Origin of the sequence: Rhizobium sp. BK512 (genome assembly GCF_014194915.1) — a bacterium.
Lineage (GTDB): Bacteria > Pseudomonadota > Alphaproteobacteria > Rhizobiales > Rhizobiaceae > Rhizobium.
The window spans coordinates 73,928-89,059 of the sequence record NZ_JACIAS010000001.1 but is presented as its reverse complement, the minus strand read 5'-3'; the positions used below and the strand labels follow the sequence as shown (position 1 = coordinate 89,059).

The following is a 15,132-nucleotide window of genomic DNA, read 5'->3' as shown; positions in this document are numbered from 1 at the left end:
GGCCGGACCGGCGGAGATCCCGAACCCGCCGTCCGGATCGGCACAGTCGCAACAGCGTCGATCGCTATTGACGAAAAGGGGTGACCGAGCCGGTTGCAGGCTGCGCTTTCGGGGGAAGGGATTTCGAACCGCCGAGGCCCTGCGTGTCCGGCATTTTGGCAAGTTCCAGATCCTCCGGAAAGTCGTAGATCTGGGCGAGCCGCCGATCGAGCAGAGCCATTTCCATTTCGAGAGCAGGCCGGCGGAATTCGGGCAGCACCTGCAGCCCATATTCCAGCACGGCACGCAGGCGGCGGGCGATCTGAAAGTTCTCGGCGCCGTAGAGCCTGATCTCGCTGAAGGTGAGCTTCACGAAATCCTCCCAGTCCGGGGTCCTGCAGATAAGCCGCAATTCGCCGGCCGAGTTGAAAATCGCTTCCTTGCCCAGATCGCGCTTGCCGGCAAAGCAGAGCAGGCGCTGCAGCTGATCGATCGCGAGCACGGCCGTCGTTGGATCGTTGATCGCTTTCGAAAGCGCCTTGATCGCGATGTCGGCGATGATCCGGAAGGCGAATGTCGCGTCGTGTTCAAGGGTCCGTTCCGGCCCGAAGGCAATCAACGATCTCAGCTTGCCTTCGTCCGGCGACAGGATGCCGTAGAGCCGGAAGAGGGGTTCGCCGGAGGCGACGAAATCGCCGATGCGCGGAACCAGCTCGACGACGGAGCGTGTCTTCTCGGCCTGCGCCAGCAGCGCATCCTTGTTGACGGCGACGATGATGGCGGGCCGCCCCCGGTAGAGGATGACTCTGTCCGGCTCGTTGCCGGGGCGCAGGTAAGTAGGGGCGGCGTCGGCCTCGGCTTTCGCCATTGCAGGGTAGACATCCTCGATCACCGCGCGGCCCTGCTCGCTCACGCGCAGCATGATGCTCACCGGCCGCAGAAGGCGGGCGGCATAGTCGATCAGATAGAGGAAGGCGGCGATGGACAGAAAACCGAGAAGGCCGGCGATCTCCACGATGGCCTGCGGGATGGCGGCTTCCAGCCGCATCAGCGCACCGGTTGCAAAGAGCAGGGTGAATGTGAAAAGCCCGACGGTGAAGCGAATGGCGTTGTCGCTCAGCAGGGTCGTCGCGATGATCCTCGGCGTCAGCTGGCCACCTGCGATCTGGATCGCCACCAGCAGCGAGCCGAAGGTGAAGACGACGAAGGTGAGCGTCATCGTGACGATCGTTTCGAGCAGCCTCTGGGTGCCTTCTATGCCCCATGGCCATGCTTCGATCGAGACGAGCCAGGGCTCCAGCAGAGAGGCAACGCGGATTGCCATGATATAGAGGAGCAGGGCAATGAATGGCACCAGCCATAGCGATGACTTGATGTAGCTCTTCAAGCTATAGAGCCGGTTCCAGCCCATGATTTTCCCCCAGTGCCCGGGCCCCCGCCCGGCAAATGCCGCGCCGTCCTCGCTGCGGATCGGCGCGGTATGATCTCAGTGCGCCTGAAGGGCGGGACTGCGAGTTTCCGGCCGCTCCAGCTGCTGTGCCCGAAGGGCCAGATCTCAGTATTTCAGGTCGCGCACAGTCTTGCGGCCGCTCTGCCTGGTCTGGCGCTTGTCCTGTCTGCAGGCGGCATTGCTCTGGTCATTGGCCACGCGGCAGGCCTGTTTCGTATTGCGCCCTGCCGCGCATCATTGCCTCACTCCTCTCGACATGCTTCCGATCCCCATCGGAAGGTCCATGTCTTGGGTAGGCGCACGCACGGGTGATCCCGCGTCAGAACAAGTAGCGATAAGATCATCCGCGGAGGACCGCGCTTCAGGATTTCGCCCGATCTTCGATGGCGGCCAACCGACCGGGATCGACCCTGCCATTATGCATGAAATGGCTCAACGGCTACGTATATTACTGTAGGACACGCACACGGGACGGGGGCGCGCGCCAGTTCCCGACGCAATGCCGAACCCCGCTTTCCAGGCGCTCGTTGTCTCGGCCTTGATTCAACGCAATGAAGAGATCCGCCACTTCGATCATAGTTCCCGGGCTGCGACCTGCCCGGAGCCATTCCATGAAGCCTACGGGGATCTTTTCCATCTTCGAAAATCTCGATCCCGGCGATGCGCTCGGCGAGGTGCTTTTCGGGCTGATCATGGCGCTGACCTGGACGATCGGTTCGAGGCTCGTCCTGCGTGAGGAAGGACTGGTCGTGCGCGACCTCGTCGTTGCGACAATCGGATGCAATCTCGCCTGGGGCATTATCGACGCCGTCCTGTTCACGCTCGGAACGACGTTTTTCAGGAGCAGGCGTCTGCGCCTGTTCCGGCAGGTCAAGACGGCGAGGGACGAAGGCGCCGCACTCGCGGTGCTCGCGAAGGAGTTTCCGATCGAAGGCACGCCGCTCTCCGCAAAGCCTGCCGACGCGGAGGCGCTCTATCGGTCGCTGCTGGCGCTCACAACCCGTGCCGAGCCGGTGGGGGTGCCGCTGACGAGAGACGATCTGTCGGCGGCAATTGCGATCTTTATACTGGTCTCGGCCACCGCCCTCCCTGCGGTCGTCCCGTTCTTTCTGATCGACGATGCCAACCGCGCCCTGAGAGCGAGCAACTTCCTTCTGATCGCACTGCTGTTCGTGACCGGCTATGCGTGGGCCCGGTTTTCGGGCGGCCGTCCGTTTTATGCGGGCATCACCATGACCTGCCTCGGATTGTTCCTGGTTGCAATCGCGGTCGCCCTGGGTGGCTGAGGAAATACGCCGCTTCAGCGGCGGAACCGGCGCGGCACTCACGCCTGTCAGCAGCGCCCTTAGACTTGCAGCGGGACTGTTCTACCATATCAAGGTATGATTTCGGCCGCGGCAATATCTGCGAATGTTGCTCCGCATTTGATCGCAGGAGAGCATTCAATGAAGCAGATTATCGTGGTGTCACTGGCCGTTGGTCTGGTTACCGGCCTCGTCGGTTACAATGCCGCCGCATCCGGGGCCGATGAGGGACGTGCGCCGGCCCTGTCGGAGCTGCCTGCCGGCTACCGCGACTGGCCGCTGATCACCGTGGCGCATGAGGAAGGCAAGCTCAACGATATCAGGGCCATCCTCGGCAATGATATCGCGATCAAAGCCTTCCGGGAGGGGGCCGCCACCTATCCCGACGGCACCATCATCGGGCGCCTGGCCTGGGATTATCACCCGCTGGAAGAGAGCGAGGCGGCCTTTGGCGCTGCCCAGTCATTCGTTGCCGGGTTGCCCAAGAACGGCGTGCAGTTCATGGTCAAGGACGCGAAGAAATATGCTTCGACAGGCGGCTGGGGATATGTCGAGTTCGACGACGGCAAGCCCTCCGCAAAAGCAATGCCCGAAGCATGTTTTACCTGTCACTCGGTCGTCAAGGACCGCGACTTCGTGTTCAGCCGCTACGCGCCCTGACCGGCCTATCTGTCCCCGACCCGATTGTCCGCTATAAGGCTCGATGCCGGCATCGGGTGTCCGGACGGGGCTGGTCATGAAGTTTGCCGCTTGTCTTCTTGCCACATGGTCGCTCAGCAATATCCTTCAGCCACCGCTGATGGCGGCGTCCGCGCCCAGGTCGGTGACGGCGCAGGGTTGCGGCGATTTCCTGGCGCAGATCAGGAAGAAGCCTGCTCATGTCGAATTCGCCGGCTGCAACTATGCGCCGGATCGGCAGGGCAAGCCGCTTGAGGCGACATACCGCGTATCCGGCCGGTTTGCGGCTGCAACCGAGGCCTATCTCATCAAGGCCGTGGGTTTGAACCGCCTCAAGCGCTCCTGCTGCCTGTGGGATTCGCCCGCCAGCCAGTACCGTGATTCAATCGGCCGCGACTTCCTGATCTCGATGGTTTCGGAGGAGACCATGGTGTCCAGCCGCAGCGGGTGGCCGCAGATCGTCGTCTTCGAGATCACGGTCGAGACGTTTACCGAGGATATGTGACGAGGCGGATCTCAATCCGCAGAGCCGAGGCGCCGGGCCTTCATTCGATCTGCTCGTCCAGCTGTTTCGCCACGCTTTCATAGTGGCGGGACGAGGCGGCATTGCCCTGTCTGGCGTAGAGGCCGGCTACGTCACGGGCGGCCTTTGCGGCTGCGCGAAACGCGTCGAGCCTGACCTGAGGATCCAGTTCCGCATCGCCCCCGATATCGCCATCCTTAAACTTGCCGACGCGGTAGCCTTCGTCGTCGATCACGCCGATGACGGGCAGGCCGGCCTGCATATCCCCATAAAAGGCGGGCCCGGCGCGATCGCCGTCGCGGCGACGCAGCATCCCCGGGCCGGACGCCTTATTTCCGGGGCATGCGCCGGTCCAATATGTCGGGCCTGCCGTCAGGGACACGGGAGAGACGAATTCGCAATGGCTGGCCGGATCCTTCGACCAGGCCCGGTCGCCAGCCGGGTCCTGCGCCTGCAGAGGGGATGTGCACCACAGGGATGCGACGGCCGTCAGGACGGCTGCAATCTTCAGTGACTTTCGCTGCTGCAACTTTCTGGTCTCCCTTGCCCGATCCGGGCCTGACCTTCTAGCGGGAGATTGTGACGGGCGACAGCCCGATGTCACGGATTTCGAGAGCCGGACGGCACATGGTTTCGAAAAAATCCGGCATTCGATCGGGTATTGCGCGGCATCCTGCCATACCGATTTCTATCAGCACGTTCCGTGATATAATTTCAGCCTGATACGGCATCATCAGCCGTGGCGTTGCGTGCACGGAGACCTGTGCGATGAGCGAAGTGGACGTTCTCTTTTCGGCCCTGAGACAGGCGGCCGATCCGCAGGCGGTCGAGTGCATCGAGAATATCGTCCGGCACGGCGCCGATCGCGACCTCAACCGCATCAATGCGCTGGCCTTCGCCAAGGCACACGATCTCGAGGAAGAAAGGTCGATCGCGGCCTTTCTGCACGCGGCCCGCATCGGCGCCTTCGAGATGACCTGGAATGTTCTCTGCCCGGGATGCGGCGGCGTGCTCGATACCGGCGCCACCCTGAAGGCCGTCGACCGGGAGGCCTATCATTGCGCGCTGTGTGCGGCCGGATACGAGCCGACGCTCGACGAGATGGTCGAGGTCACCTTCACCGTCAGTCCGCGCGTGCGCCGGATTGCCGGCCACGACCCGGACCGGTTGCCGCCCTTCGAATATTACCGGCAGATCTTCTTCTCCTCCGGTGTCGACCTGCCTGACGATCTCGAGGAAAGGTTTGCGCGGATCCTCCTCGAAATGATCGAGCTCGATCCCGGCGAGAAGGCCTTCGTCTCGCTGCAGCTGCCGGCGGAATTCATCATCATCTTCGATGCGGTGACGCATTCGGCGCAGTTTATCGATGTGAAGGGCGAGCCGACCAGCGAACGACAGAACCTCTCGATGGTCCTCAGCCACGGCCATGCGCAGCAGGATACGCTCGTCATGCATCCCGGCGTGCTGCGCCTGACGCTGGAAAATCACACCGATCGCCGCGTGCTGCCGAATGTCTGTATCGCGGCAGACGAGATGCACGACATTCTCGGCCGCAGGCGGCCCTTCCTGACGGCCAAGCGCCTGCTGACCAACCAGAGTTTTCGCGACATCTACCGCACCGACACGCTCGATGTGGACCAGCGCCTGAAGATCACCAGCCTGACCTTCCTTTTCACCGACCTGCGCGGCTCCACCGCTCTCTACGAGCGGGTGGGCGATCTCGCCGCTTTCGACCTGGTGCGCACCCATTTCCGTGTCCTGCACGAGATCGTCGCCACCGAGGCCGGGGCGGTGGTCAAGACCATCGGCGATGCGGTGATGGCGACCTTCCCGAGCCCGGACCGCGCGGTGGCGGCAGCGCTCAGGATGCGCGAGGCGATGATGCGGCTGAATGCCGAGCGCGGCAGCGAGGATCTGCTCCTGAAGATCGGCATCCACGAGGGACCATGCCTTGCCGTCAGCATGAACGACCGGCAGGACTATTTCGGCCAGACCGTCAATATCGCCTCGCGCGTGCAGGGCCTTGCCGAACCGCAGGTGATCCTGACGACGGAGGCGGTGGTCGGCAACGAGCAGGTCTCGGAAATGCTGCGCGACAGCGGCATCACCTCTGCCTCCCGCATGGAGGAGCTGCAGGGCATCGCGCGCGAGGTGAGGATATTCGCGCTGTCGTGAGGATCGGCCGTCGGCGTCTTCGACGTGGCGGCTTGAAAGGGCGAGGTCCGGGCTCGGCCATTTTTTCCAGAAGCGACAGCGCCTCCGGATAGTTCCCCGAAAGAAACCTGGCTGCGGCAATATCCCTAACGTCAGCCGGTGGTGGCCGAGAATACCATATCGGCAACGGCGGGCACGTCGTTGAAAGAATTCCGGTTGTACTTCGCCATTGCCTTCAAGGCATCGTCGGCCCTGGAGATGAAAAAACTCAACGCAAAATCGTTGCTTTTCTCACATCGCGGAGAGCTACAACTGACTTATTGCAATTTCTGCGTTTGAATTGTAGCACTTTGTCCTACGAAACGACTATCGTTTCAAGGCGATGGTGAGTCGTCACCGCGCTCGCGGCAAGCAGAAATGGGGGCATTTCAAATGGGGTTTACTGAAGCTGTTCGCACAGTTCTGAGAGAAAAATATGCAACCTTCTCCGGCCGGGCCTCCCGGTCTGAATATTGGTGGTATTATCTATTTTATTGCTTGGCGCTGTTCGCCTTTGGGATCGTGGGCATTGGGATCGCGGCCGCTGCCGGTGGTGAGAACGGATTTTCGTCGCTCGCCATTGGTGTCATGGTCATCGCCGGACTGTTTGTGCTTGCAACTATTCTGCCGGCATTGGCCGTTCAGGTTCGCCGTTTCCATGATCGCAACATTTCCGGCTGGTGGTACCTCGCGCTGGTGATCCTGGGGCTGGTTCCCTATGTCGGTTTGATTGCGAGCATCGCCATTTTCGTGATCAGCGTGCTTCCGGGCACTGTCGGCGCGAACAAGTTCGGCCCGGATCCGCTGCGTCCGGAAGTGAGAGCCGAGGTTTTCGCCTAAGGCATCGCCATCGGGAATGTTGGGTTTGCTGGCTGCGCTATTGCCACCTTGACTCTGTTTTGCCTTTCGCAGGAGGGCAGGGCAATCGGCGCGGCGGCCCGCTTCCGATGGAATCGACGGCCTAATTCCAGCTGTGTGAAGAAATTGAACGCAAAAGCGTTTTCATTTTTGAATAGTGACGGATACGACTGATTTATTGCAATTTCTGCGTTTGAATCGTAGCTGTTTCTCATTCGAAACAACTGTCATTCCAAGGCGATGGTGAGAGGTCACCACGCTAGCAACAAGCAGAAATGGGGGCATTTTATGGGGTTTACCGAAGCTGTTCGGACGGTTCTGACGCAAAAATATGCGACCTTCTCCGGTCGGGCCTCCCGCTCGGAGTGCTGGTGGTTTCAGCTGTTCTACGGGTTGGTGCTGGTCGGGCTTGGAATTTTTGCTGCTTTGGCCGCCGGTTCCAATGGTCAGGATGGACCGTCGTCACTGCTCATTGCCATTGGGGTCATCGCCGGCTTGTTTGTGCTCGCAATGATGTTGCCGCAGATGTCCCTCACGGTTCGCCGCTTCCATGATCGCAACATCTCGGGCTGGTGGTATCTCGCGATTTTTATCGCAAACTTCATTCCCTACCTCAATGTTGTCGCTGGCCTCGCGGGCTTCGTCATTACCGTGCTTAGGGGCACGGAAGGTCCGAACAAGTTCGGGCCGGATCCGCTGCGTCCTGAGGTAAGGGCGGAGGTTTTTGCCTAGGGCATTGGTTTACCCGCAATATCGACTTGCCGAGAGCTGCGTTCCCGGCAAATTGGTCTCGAGCGATACTGCGATGCAGAAAAACAACGCAAGATCGTTATTTCTTTGAAATGCGAGGCGATACAACTGTGTTGTTGCAATCCCCACGTTTGAATTGTAGCACTTTTTATCCGAAACGACTGCCATTCCAGTGGGATGGGTTGACGTGGGGGCGCTTGGGGTAAGCGGAAATGGGGCATTTCGATGGGGTTTGCTGAATCTGTCCGGACGGTTCTGAGGAGGAAATATCTGACCTTTTCCGGTCGCGCCGGCCGTTCAGAATATTGGTGGTTTCAGCTGTTTTTCTGGGGGCTTTTGCTTGCCCTTTTTGTGCTGTTCGGTGTGGTCACCGACGCGACGCGCCGGCCTGACGGATATTCGTCATCGACTACGTTTATTATTGTCGTGATTGGACTGTTCATACTTGCAATGTTCTTGCCGCAGGCAGCCCTTCATGTTCGCCGCTTCCATGATCGCAACATGTCCGGTTGGTGGTATTTTGTGGCAGTCATTCTGAGCTTTGTTCCCTATATCGGTCGCGGTGCGGGCATAGGAATTCTTATCGTTTCGGCGCTCAGGGGTACGGAAGGTCCGAACAAATACGGGCAGGATCCGCTGCGCCCGGAGGGCAGGGCCGAGGTTTTCGCCTAGGGCTGGGAGTGGGCATTTCAAATGGGGTTTGCTGAATCTGTCCGAACGGTTCTGTCGAAGAAGTACGCGATCTTCTCCGGTCGCGCCTCCCGTTCGGAATATTGGTGGTTCCAACTGCTCTACTGGGCGCTGCTGGCTGCGTATGTCCCGCTGCTTGTTACGGTCAGCGAGGCGACGGATGGTCCTGACGGACTTTCGCAGATCGCAGAAGTCATGATGACCATCCTGATCCTGTTCCTATTGGCGACCTTGTCGCCGCAAACGGCCCTTCACGCGCGACGTTTCCAGGATTGCGGTATTTCGAGCTCCCGATATGGCACGCTGGTTCTTCTCTGTGCCATTCCGGGTTTGGCGATCCTTGCCGGACCTGCGGTGATCGTGATCTGCTTGCTTCCGGGCACGGAAGGTCCGAACAAATACGGGCCGAATTCGCTGATTGCGGAACCACGGGCGGAGGTTTTCACCTGAGCCGCATCCTCCGTCATATTGGCCTGTTGCTGGCGCTATCGCTGGCCGCCTCGGCCCAGTTTTATCCTGCGCTGGCGCAGGACAGCAGCGGTCAGCAGGCGGACCGGCCTCTCAGTATCGTCGGCAGCGAATATGCCGCGCAATGCGCGCTGAATGGCGTGCGCTGCAAGCTCACCTATCGCCATGATGGTGTCGAAAAGTCGAAGCGCGTGCCGGATGCGGCGCTATCGCGTGACAACCGCTCGTTTTCTTCGCAGGAGCCAGCCGTCGGCGGTTCGCTGGCAGTCGTACTGGTGCTGGTCGCCCTTGTCGTCATCATCGGCCTTGCAATGTTTTTCGGCAATGGCGGGGTGCTGCTCTCATCTGCGCCGCGTGACGTGAAGAAGCGGCAGGGGGAGGCGCCGGAGAGCTGGCGCACATCGGACGCTGCGGTCGAGGAAAGGCCGAATGATTTCCTGTCGCGGATTGCCGCCATGGCCGATCGCCGGCAGGCCCTGGTGCTGCTGCTCCGGCACTGCCTGCTGCACGCGGCTGACGCGACGGGGACACGGCTTTTCCGCTCGGATACGGAGCGGGCGGTTTTTGCCCGCCTGCCGGCAACCATGCCCGACCGCGAGCGGCTGGAACATCTGCTGGCCGAGGCGGAGCTCGTGCATTATGGCGGCCGCACATTGCAGGAAGGGCATTTCGATACGCTTCTCGACTCGGCGCGCGCTTTGCTGTCGGTAGGCAGGCTCAGCCATGCGTAGTGCCGCGCCCGTTCTCATCCTGCTGGTTCTGGTCGGGCTTGCGGCGCTGGCGCTGTTCGGGATGCCGCGGGACAATGATTTCGATCATTCGCCGCTCGGCAGCCGCGGGCTGCAGGTCTGGCTGGAAGCCAAGGGCATTCCGGTTATTCGCTCCGATCCGCATTTCGTGAGGGCGCGGGCGGAAATCTCCGTGCGCATGCTTTTCCTGCCGATATCGGAGATCGAGACCGCCGCACCCGCGGGAGAAGAGAAAACGGGCGATGTGTCTCCGGAAGACTGGGCCTACGAAGCGGTCAACCACGGTCTGCCGACGCTGATCGTCATGCCGAAATGGCGCGGCAGCGTGTTGAGGGATGGCATTGCAGGCCAGTCGGACCTGCTGGCTCTGCCCGCCATACAGGAGAGGCTCAACAGGGTCGAGCTTTCCAGCAAGCATCTCTCGCGCAACGCGCCTGAATTCGAGGAGGCGCAGGTCGGCCTGAAACAGTTCCAGCAGATGAAGATCGCCCTGTATCAGGCGCAGACCTTCGATCGGGAAAGCCTGTCGGACGATTGCAAGGAGATCGTCGGCATGCCGTCGGGCGCGCTGCTCGTTCGCTGCGATGACAATCCCGACGTCTATTTGCTGTCCGACCCCGATCTCGTGACCAATCACGGGCTGGCGCTCGCTGACAATGCCAGCTTTGCCGTGGCCCTCTTCGAGTATCTGCGTGGCGTCGGCGAGGCGCGGCCGGTCTATATCGACACGACTGGCGCGCCGCTTGATGACAAGAAACCGGTGGACGAAGGGCGCAGCTATGAGCGTTCCGGCTCCGATCTCAAGCGCTTCTTCGCCTATCCGCTCTCCGCCATCTGGGGAACCCTGTTCGTTGTCGTGGCAATCTGCTTCTGGCGCGGGTTCTGGCGTTTCGGACCGCCGCTCAAGGATTCCTCGGGAAATATAGAACTGTCGAAATCTGCGGCGATCGAAGCAACCGCCAGGTTGCTTCGCCTGTCGGGCAATGACGGGCGGATGGTGTCGCAGTTCGTGCTCCATCTGCTTGCGGACAAGGCGCAGTTGCTCTTCGGCCCCGGAGCCGGAAACGAGGCAGGCATAGATCGGCTGTTCAAACGTCTGGCGCGCCGCGATCACGCGGCGGCGCAGGCGCTGCATTCGTCGGCTCAGGCGCTGATTGACCGCGGGCATTTGATGAAATCAGCGGATCTGCACCGCAATCTTGAAACATTCAGGAAATCGCTAGGGAGCGTCGACTTTGGATCTGGGTGAATTTCGCAATCTCATCGCCGCTGTCAGGGGCGAGATCGGCAAGGTGGTGCAGGGACAGGATGCGATCATCGATCTCGTGCTGATCTCGATATTCTCGGGCGGGCACTGCCTCGTCGAGGGACCTCCGGGCACGGCAAAGACCCTGCTTGCCCGCTCGGTTTCGGCTGCCATGGCGCTCGATTATCGGCGCATCCAGTTCACGCCGGACCTGATGCCGGGCGATGTGCTCGGCGTCAATCTCTTCAACTTCCAGACCAACCAGTTCCATCTCACCAAGGGACCGGTCTTTACCGACATCCTTCTCGCCGACGAAATCAACCGCGCGCCGCCAAAGACGCAATCGGCGCTGCTGCAGGCGATGAACGAGCGGATGGTGACGCTCGATGGCGTCGATTATCAGCTCGGGCCTGACTTCTTCGTGCTCGCCACGCAGAACCCGATCGAGCAGCAGGGCACATATCCGCTGCCGGAGGCGCAGCTCGACCGTTTCCTGTTCAAGCTGGTCGTCGACTTCCCCGACCGTGAGACGGAGATCTCGATCCTGTCGCGCCATGCCGATCAGGCGCTGAAATCAGATATAGGCAAAGCCGGCATCCGGCCGCTGGTGACGAGCGAGGCGCTTGCCGCCGGCCGGGCGCTGATCGATGCGATCCATCTCGACAAGTCGATCCTCACCTATATCGTCGACCTCGTGCGCGCCACGCGCTCCGATGCCGATATCCTCTATGGCGCATCGACCCGTGCCGCCGATGCGCTTGCTGCCGCCGTGCGCGTGCGGGCTGCCTTCGAGGGTCGGGACTACGGCCTGCCTGACGATGTGCAGGCGCTGCTGACACCGGCCTTGCGCCACCGCATCGTGCTGTCGCCTTCGGCAGAGATCGACGGGCGCACGCCTGACGATGTGCTGCGCAGCCTCCGGAACCGCGTGGATGCGCCCCGGTAAATGCGGCCGTCCTCGCACCTGATCGCGCTTGTTCTTGCCACGGCGGCGCTGACGGTTATCGTCAGCGTGTGGTGGCGCGACATGAGCATGCCGCTGGTCTTCCTCTGGGTTGCGCTGGCGGTCGTCACGGCGGGCGATCTCGTCTTGTCGGCGCTGTCTGGCCGGATGGCTGTTGATGTCGATCTGCCGCCGCAGGGTTTTGTCGGCCACGCGGTTCCTTTCACTGTTGTCATCGACAGGCAGAAGGGCAAGCTGCCCGAGGGGATCGATCTCAGGCTTGATGCCGCGCCGGAGCTCGTCATCGGCGAGAGGCGCATGGAGCGCGCCGAAACCGGGCCGGTGAAGGCATCCTTCGATCTGCAGCTGACGCGGCGCGGGCAGTTTTCGGTGCGTGAACTCTGGCTGAAATGGCCGTCGCGCCTCAGGCTGATCGACAGGATCGTGCGGCTGCCGGTGGGGCGCCAGATCGCCGTCATTCCCGATATCTCGCCGGTGCTGTCGGGCGCGGTCAAGACGCAGATCCTGCCGCTGGAAGCCGGCCAGAAGGATTTGCGGCTGCGCGGCGAGGGATCGGAATTCCATCAGCTGCGGGAATTTGCCGCCGGCATGGATCCGCGCAGCATCGACTGGAAGCGCTCGGCGCGCATGCGCAATCTCGTGGTGCGCGAGATGCGGGCGGAGCGAAACCACCAGATCATTCTCTGCGTCGATTCCGGGCGGCTGATGGCCGAGCAGGTCGGCGGCTTCACCAAGCTCGACCGCGCCATCAATGCGGCGCTCGCCATGTGCTGGGCGGGAGGGCTCGCGGGCGATCTCGTCGGCTTCTACAGTTTCGACAGCCGTCCGCGCCTCTTCCAGCCTGCCTTGCCGGGGCGTGCGGCGTTTCCACGTCTGCAGACGATCTGCGCCGATCTCGCCTACGAAACCCAGGAGACCAACCATACGCTGGGGCTGACGCATCTTTCCGGCCGTCTCAAGCGGCGCTCGCTGATCGTGATATTCTCCGATTTCGTGGACAGCATCACGGCGGAGTTGATGATCGAGAATATGCAGGTGCTCGCGCGGCACCATTTCATCGTTTACGTCGCCTTGCGCGATCCTGTCCTGGCAGAGCTGGTGGAGCCGGAGGAGACGACGCTCGATGCCATCGCCCGCTCTGTCGCGGCACGGCAGATCGTGCAGGAGCGGCGGGCCGTGATGGAGAAGCTTTCGCGTCTCGGCGTGCTCTGCCTCGACAGCACGCCCGAGGCGCTGACATCGGATCTCATTGCCCGCTACATCGAAATCAAATCCCGCGAGATGATATGACGGATCTGCGCATCGACCCCAGGATGGATAGTGGCGCGACGCTCCATGCCGGCGGAGTGCAGAACGATCTCCTGCGCTCGGCCCGCTTCCGGCTGGAACGCGAGGCGCACTGGCGCCAGCTGGACCAGCTGGTGAGCCGGGCGGAGGAGGGTGGGGCTGCTGCACTCAGCTATAACGAGGTGCGCGACCTTGCGGCCGGCTACCGGCAGGCGATGAATTCGCTCAGCGTCGCGCGCGATATTTCGCTCGATCGGGCGCTGGTCGCCTATCTCGAAAGCCTCTGCGCGCGCGCCTATCTCGTCGTCTATGCGCCGCAGGAAAGCCTCGGCGGGCTGATCTCCCGCCTGCTGCTGAAGGGCATTCCGCAGGCGGTGCGCCGCTCGGCCCTGCCTCTCTTCATCGGCTTCCTGGCGCTCGTTCTCGGCGCTCTTGCCGGATACAGGCTCTGCAGCAGCGATCCGAGCTGGTTCTATACGTTCGTGCCGTCGGAGCTCGCCGATCTGCGCACGCCGGATGCGTCGGCCGATTACCTGCGCTCGACGATCTACGGCAATGAACGGCATGAGAGCGACGGGCTCGCAGCCTTTTCGGCCTATCTCTTTTCCCACAATACGGGGATCGCCGTAATGATCTTCGCGCTCGGCGTCTTCGCATCGGTGCCGAGCTTCATTCTGACCTTCTACAATGGCCTGATGCTCGGCGCCTTCTTCGCGATGTTCCGGCAGAAAGGGCTCGGCTACGATGCCTTCGCCTGGCTTTCCATCCACGGCGTCACCGAGCTTGCGGCGATCTCGATTGCCTGCGCCGGCGGAGCGGGGCTCGGGCTCGCCGTCCTTCTTCCGGGGGCGAGAACCCGCAAAGAGGCTCTGCGCCACCAGGGGCATGATGCCGTCAAGCTCGCAATCCTCGCGGCCCTGATGCTGGTCGTGGCAGCGTTTATCGAAGGCTTCCTGCGCCAGCTGGTGCAGGAGCCGGTCTGGCGGATCGGCATCGGCTGGGGCATGGGTGTCTTCTGGGTCGCATGGCTCTCGCTTGCAGGGCGCGAAGGCAAGGCCAAGCATGGGGCCGCCAGATGAAGCAGCCGGACCAGACGATGACTGACGGCAAGCGCGTCATGCAGTTCATTCCGCCGGAGGGCGTGCCGATCAGTTTCGCGATCGCCTCGATCGGAGCGCGTTTGGGCGCGCAGATCCTCGATATCATCTTCACGACCCTGCTTTTCATCATTATCGCGCTTGCCGTCATCTTCACGGGGGTCTTGCCCTTTAGCGCCATGACGGTCCTGATCACCCTGATGGGCTTTCTGCTGCGGACACCCTATTACGTGCTCTCGGAGCTGATCTGGAACGGGCGCACGCTCGGAAAGCGGATAACCGGCATCCGCGTCATCAACGTCGATGGCAGACGCCTGACGCCGCATCAGGTGACCGCGCGCAACCTGATGAAAGAGGTGGAGATCTTCGCTCCGATGGGCCTTCTAGGCACCATCGGCGAACAGTCGGGGCTGGAAGGTGGATTGACGGCCGCCTGGCTCCTGGTGGTGGTGATCGTTCCGCTCGCCAACCGCCGCCGGCAACGTATCGGCGACATGATCGCCGGCACGCTGGTGGTCGACAATCCGCGCTCCGTGCTGCTGTCAGACCTCGCTCTGTCATCTCCTGCCAAGGCTTCGTCGCAGCCGGCGTTCGAATTCCTGCCCGAGCATCTCGATATCTACGGCAAATACGAGCTGCAGACGCTGGAGGATGTGCTGCGCGACACGACGAAGAAGCCGAACACCGAAGAGATCATCAAGATCGTGCGCACGATTACGAGAAGGATCCGCTATGAGGATCCCGTGAAGCCCGGCCAGGAGATGCTGTTCCTCAACGATTTCTACCGCGCCCAGCGCGAGCATCTGGAGAGCCTGAAGCTGTTCGGAAAGGCGCGGGAGAACAAGTATCATGAGCATACGAAGGCAGAGGCGAAGAAGCTTGTCTGAGGCGGGGTT

General features: G+C 61.7%; 16 protein-coding genes. 14 read left to right on the top strand and 2 right to left on the bottom strand.

Annotated features, from left to right (window positions below):
* Positions 1-64: 64 nt before the first annotated feature.
* Positions 65-1,390, bottom strand: coding sequence for a DUF2254 domain-containing protein (locus FHX06_RS00505; RefSeq protein ID WP_018115792.1), 1,326 nt, complete (start codon positions 1,388-1,390; stop codon positions 65-67).
* Positions 1,391-2,040: 650 nt separating this feature from the next.
* On the opposite strand from FHX06_RS00505, the gene FHX06_RS00500 reads away from it, so the two are divergent.
* The 3 genes from FHX06_RS00500 to FHX06_RS00490 all read left to right on the top strand — a co-directional run bounded on the left by FHX06_RS00500 (position 2,041) and on the right by FHX06_RS00490 (position 3,916).
* Complete coding sequence (locus FHX06_RS00500) at positions 2,041-2,715, top strand: VIT1/CCC1 transporter family protein (RefSeq protein WP_183877642.1); 675 nt, start codon at positions 2,041-2,043, stop codon at positions 2,713-2,715.
* A 159-nt stretch (positions 2,716-2,874) separates the two neighbouring features.
* A complete protein-coding gene (locus FHX06_RS00495; RefSeq protein ID WP_018115796.1) occupies positions 2,875-3,393 on the top strand; it encodes a cytochrome P460 family protein in 519 nt (172 codons plus the stop codon).
* 76 nt (positions 3,394-3,469) lie between these two features.
* Positions 3,470-3,916, top strand: a complete 447-nt coding sequence (locus FHX06_RS00490) for a DUF4952 domain-containing protein (protein ID WP_183877641.1) — start codon at positions 3,470-3,472, stop codon at positions 3,914-3,916.
* 40 nt (positions 3,917-3,956) lie between these two features.
* Here the strand turns inward: FHX06_RS00490 and FHX06_RS00485 are convergent, their stop codons facing one another.
* Positions 3,957-4,463, bottom strand: coding sequence for a hypothetical protein (locus FHX06_RS00485; RefSeq protein ID WP_183877640.1), 507 nt, complete (start codon positions 4,461-4,463; stop codon positions 3,957-3,959).
* Between the two features lie 239 nt (positions 4,464-4,702).
* Between FHX06_RS00485 and FHX06_RS00480 the strand changes: the two genes are divergently transcribed.
* The 11 genes from FHX06_RS00480 to FHX06_RS00430 all read left to right on the top strand — a co-directional run bounded on the left by FHX06_RS00480 (position 4,703) and on the right by FHX06_RS00430 (position 15,123).
* Positions 4,703-6,109, top strand: coding sequence for an adenylate/guanylate cyclase domain-containing protein (locus tag FHX06_RS00480; RefSeq protein WP_183877639.1), 1,407 nt, complete (start codon positions 4,703-4,705; stop codon positions 6,107-6,109).
* 411 nt (positions 6,110-6,520) lie between these two features.
* Positions 6,521-6,967 carry a DUF805 domain-containing protein gene (locus tag FHX06_RS00475; protein ID WP_113015307.1) on the top strand — a complete coding sequence of 149 codons (447 nt, stop codon included), beginning with the start codon at positions 6,521-6,523 and terminating at the stop codon, positions 6,965-6,967.
* A 306-nt stretch (positions 6,968-7,273) separates the two neighbouring features.
* Positions 7,274-7,717 (top strand): DUF805 domain-containing protein, encoded by a 444-nt coding sequence (locus tag FHX06_RS00470; protein WP_029616564.1) that lies wholly within the window; start codon positions 7,274-7,276, stop codon positions 7,715-7,717.
* A gap of 243 nt (positions 7,718-7,960) precedes the next feature.
* The gene (locus FHX06_RS00465; RefSeq protein ID WP_018115803.1) at positions 7,961-8,407 is read left to right on the top strand and encodes a DUF805 domain-containing protein; all 447 of its coding nucleotides are present in this window, start codon (positions 7,961-7,963) and stop codon (positions 8,405-8,407) included.
* A 21-nt stretch (positions 8,408-8,428) separates the two neighbouring features.
* Positions 8,429-8,875 carry a DUF805 domain-containing protein gene (locus FHX06_RS00460; RefSeq protein WP_018115804.1) on the top strand — a complete coding sequence of 149 codons (447 nt, stop codon included), beginning with the start codon at positions 8,429-8,431 and terminating at the stop codon, positions 8,873-8,875.
* Between the two features lie 26 nt (positions 8,876-8,901).
* On the top strand, positions 8,902-9,624 hold the full coding sequence (locus FHX06_RS00455; RefSeq protein WP_183877638.1) for a hypothetical protein: 723 nt from the start codon (positions 8,902-8,904) through the stop codon (positions 9,622-9,624).
* Positions 9,617-10,891 carry a DUF4350 domain-containing protein gene (locus FHX06_RS00450; protein WP_183877637.1) on the top strand — a complete coding sequence of 425 codons (1,275 nt, stop codon included), beginning with the start codon at positions 9,617-9,619 and terminating at the stop codon, positions 10,889-10,891. The genes FHX06_RS00455 and FHX06_RS00450 overlap by 8 nt, the downstream gene beginning before the upstream one ends.
* The gene (locus FHX06_RS00445) at positions 10,878-11,834 is read left to right on the top strand and encodes an AAA family ATPase (protein ID WP_018115807.1); all 957 of its coding nucleotides are present in this window, start codon (positions 10,878-10,880) and stop codon (positions 11,832-11,834) included. The genes FHX06_RS00450 and FHX06_RS00445 overlap by 14 nt, the downstream gene beginning before the upstream one ends.
* Positions 11,835-13,142 (top strand): DUF58 domain-containing protein, encoded by a 1,308-nt coding sequence (locus FHX06_RS00440; RefSeq protein ID WP_183877636.1) that lies wholly within the window; start codon positions 11,835-11,837, stop codon positions 13,140-13,142. It abuts the gene before it with no gap.
* Positions 13,139-14,218 carry a stage II sporulation protein M gene (locus FHX06_RS00435; protein WP_113015312.1) on the top strand — a complete coding sequence of 360 codons (1,080 nt, stop codon included), beginning with the start codon at positions 13,139-13,141 and terminating at the stop codon, positions 14,216-14,218. The genes FHX06_RS00440 and FHX06_RS00435 overlap by 4 nt, the downstream gene beginning before the upstream one ends.
* Positions 14,215-15,123: an RDD family protein gene (locus tag FHX06_RS00430; RefSeq protein ID WP_113209037.1), complete on the top strand. Its 909-nt coding sequence runs from the start codon at positions 14,215-14,217 to the stop codon at positions 15,121-15,123. Before FHX06_RS00435 ends, FHX06_RS00430 begins: the two co-directional genes overlap by 4 nt.
* The last annotated feature ends 9 nt before the right edge of the window (positions 15,124-15,132 follow it).

What these genes read in the sequence shown, in the direction of transcription:
- FHX06_RS00500 (WP_183877642.1), top strand. Translation starts at nt 2,041, where the DNA reads ATGAAGCCTACGGGGATCTTTTCCATCTTCGAAAATCTCGATCCCGGC.
- FHX06_RS00465 (WP_018115803.1), top strand. Translation starts at nt 7,961, where the DNA reads ATGGGGTTTGCTGAATCTGTCCGGACGGTTCTGAGGAGGAAATATCTG.
- FHX06_RS00480 (WP_183877639.1), top strand. Translation starts at nt 4,703, where the DNA reads ATGAGCGAAGTGGACGTTCTCTTTTCGGCCCTGAGACAGGCGGCCGAT.
- FHX06_RS00495 (WP_018115796.1), top strand. Translation starts at nt 2,875, where the DNA reads ATGAAGCAGATTATCGTGGTGTCACTGGCCGTTGGTCTGGTTACCGGC.
- FHX06_RS00470 (WP_029616564.1), top strand. Translation starts at nt 7,274, where the DNA reads ATGGGGTTTACCGAAGCTGTTCGGACGGTTCTGACGCAAAAATATGCG.
- FHX06_RS00475 (WP_113015307.1), top strand. Translation starts at nt 6,521, where the DNA reads ATGGGGTTTACTGAAGCTGTTCGCACAGTTCTGAGAGAAAAATATGCA.
- FHX06_RS00505 (WP_018115792.1), bottom strand. Translation starts at nt 1,390, where the DNA reads ATGGGCTGGAACCGGCTCTATAGCTTGAAGAGCTACATCAAGTCATCG.
- FHX06_RS00490 (WP_183877641.1), top strand. Translation starts at nt 3,470, where the DNA reads ATGAAGTTTGCCGCTTGTCTTCTTGCCACATGGTCGCTCAGCAATATC.
- FHX06_RS00430 (WP_113209037.1), top strand. Translation starts at nt 14,215, where the DNA reads ATGAAGCAGCCGGACCAGACGATGACTGACGGCAAGCGCGTCATGCAG.
- FHX06_RS00460 (WP_018115804.1), top strand. Translation starts at nt 8,429, where the DNA reads ATGGGGTTTGCTGAATCTGTCCGAACGGTTCTGTCGAAGAAGTACGCG.
- FHX06_RS00450 (WP_183877637.1), top strand. Translation starts at nt 9,617, where the DNA reads ATGCGTAGTGCCGCGCCCGTTCTCATCCTGCTGGTTCTGGTCGGGCTT.
- FHX06_RS00440 (WP_183877636.1), top strand. Translation starts at nt 11,835, where the DNA reads ATGCGGCCGTCCTCGCACCTGATCGCGCTTGTTCTTGCCACGGCGGCG.
- FHX06_RS00435 (WP_113015312.1), top strand. Translation starts at nt 13,139, where the DNA reads ATGACGGATCTGCGCATCGACCCCAGGATGGATAGTGGCGCGACGCTC.